This is a genomic window from Gemmatimonadota bacterium, assembly GCA_009838845.1.
In the GTDB taxonomy this organism is placed as follows: Bacteria; Latescibacterota; UBA2968; order UBA2968; family UBA2968; genus VXRD01.
Window position 1 is genome coordinate 26471 of sequence record VXRD01000077.1, and the last position, 1783, is coordinate 28253.

Annotated in this window: 1 protein-coding gene; it reads right to left on the bottom strand. The window is 56.1% G+C overall.

Annotation, left to right across the window (positions count from 1 at the left end; all coding sequences use genetic code 11):
- Positions 1-1783, bottom strand: a 1783-nt coding sequence (locus F4Y39_10120) for a cadherin-like beta sandwich domain-containing protein (protein MYC14068.1), incomplete at both ends; no start/stop codon positions are given.

Genomic DNA, 1783 nt, shown 5'->3' on the forward strand with positions numbered 1-1783 from the left:
TCGCGGTCTGTCCGTTGATGGTTACGGTTGCGTCTGTGTCATTGGGTGTTGCTGTGACTGTTACTGTTGAGGTCGCGTACGGCACTGTGGCAGTGTAGGTGTATGTGTCGGGATCGAATGCTGGGTTCAGTGTGCCGGGGTTGATGGTCAGGCTGCTCAGGGTTGCGTCTGTCGATAACACCACTTCGTCGTCCAGCACAAGTACGCTCGCCAGGGATGGATCGCTTATTGTATAGCCTGTTCCGGCTCGCACTTGTGCGGTTACCACGCTGGCGTGTTCGTCTATATCGTCGTCGTGCGTTGCGACTGTCAACGTGGCGGTGGTTTGGCCAGCGCTGATGGTGACGGTTGAAGGCGGTGTGCCGATAAGCATTTTGGCGGTTTCTGTGATGTTCACGTTCACCGTCAGATCGGTTACCGATTTTGCTGTGATTGTGAAGGTGGCATTCGTGCCTTCGGTGACGGTTGTGGGATTCGCTGTGATGGTCACCTGTGGAAGTCCTGCTGGCGCACGGTTGACGGTGATGGTGTAGGTCAATTGGGTGACGCCATCCACGGCTGTTACTGTTACTGTGACGTCCATCGTGTCACCGGTAAATGGTATGTTCAGTGTGGTGGTGTTCTGGCCGTTGATGGCTACGGTTGCGTTCGGGTTTTTGGGTGTTGTTGTGACTGTTACCGTTGAGGTCGCGTGCGGTACTAATGCGGTGTAGGACAATGTCTCCGGGGCGAATGTCGGGGTCATCACGCCGGGGTTGATGGTCAGGCTGCTCAGGGTTGCGTCTATCGCGGGTGGCAAGTCGTTATCCAGGACGAGTACTCTGGCTGAGGATGGGGTGCCCACTACATAGCCAGCTCCGGTTTGCACTTGCGCGGTTACGACACTGGCGTGTTCGTCCTTTTTATCGTCGTCTGTTGCTACTGTCAGGGTGGTTTGGCCAGCGCTGATGGTGACGGTTGATGGCGGTGTGCCGCTGAGGGTATTGGCGGTTTCGGTTACGTTCACGTTCACGGTGAGTGTGATTGTGGGTGCAGGGGTTGCTGTGATTGTGAATGTGGCATCCGTGCCTTCGGTGACACTTGGGGGGTCCGCTGTGATTGTTATGACCGGCGTGACGCCCGGTATGACTACCATCGCTGTCAACGCGCTTTCCAATTCTTCGGGATAGCCCAAATCGTCATTGAAGTTTACCCGAACTTTTAGCTGGTAACCACTATCGGCTGTTACCACTGTGTACGTTGATCCCGTGGCTCCGGGGATCTCGGTCTCCATGCTGCCGATTACGCGGATCCACTGATAGGCGTATGACACATTGGTGAGGCCATTGGCATCCCGGATGTTGGAGACATCGGTTTTTAGGGTTTCACCCAACTCGGGTTTGCCGATGATTATTGGGGCGCCTGTAGCTGGCGAGTTCGGGGGTGTGTCGTTGTCGTTGACGGTTACGCTCGCCGAGGATGGGGTGCCCACTGCGTAGCCCACACCTGACGTTATTTGCGCGATTACAGTACCAGCGGATTCGCGTACATTGTCGTCGTCTGTTGCTACCCTTAGCGTGGCGGTGGTCTGGTTGGCGGGGAAGGTGACTGTCGAGGGTGGGGTGCCGTTGATGACATCGCCGGTTTGGGTGACGTTCACGTTCACGGTTAGTGCGGTTGCCGGTCTGGGATCTGCTGTGATTGTGAATGTGGCATCCGTGCCTTCAGTGACGCTCGCGCGATTCGCCGTGATTGTCATCTGTGGAATGTCGTTGTCGTTGACAGTGACGGTAGCCGATGATGG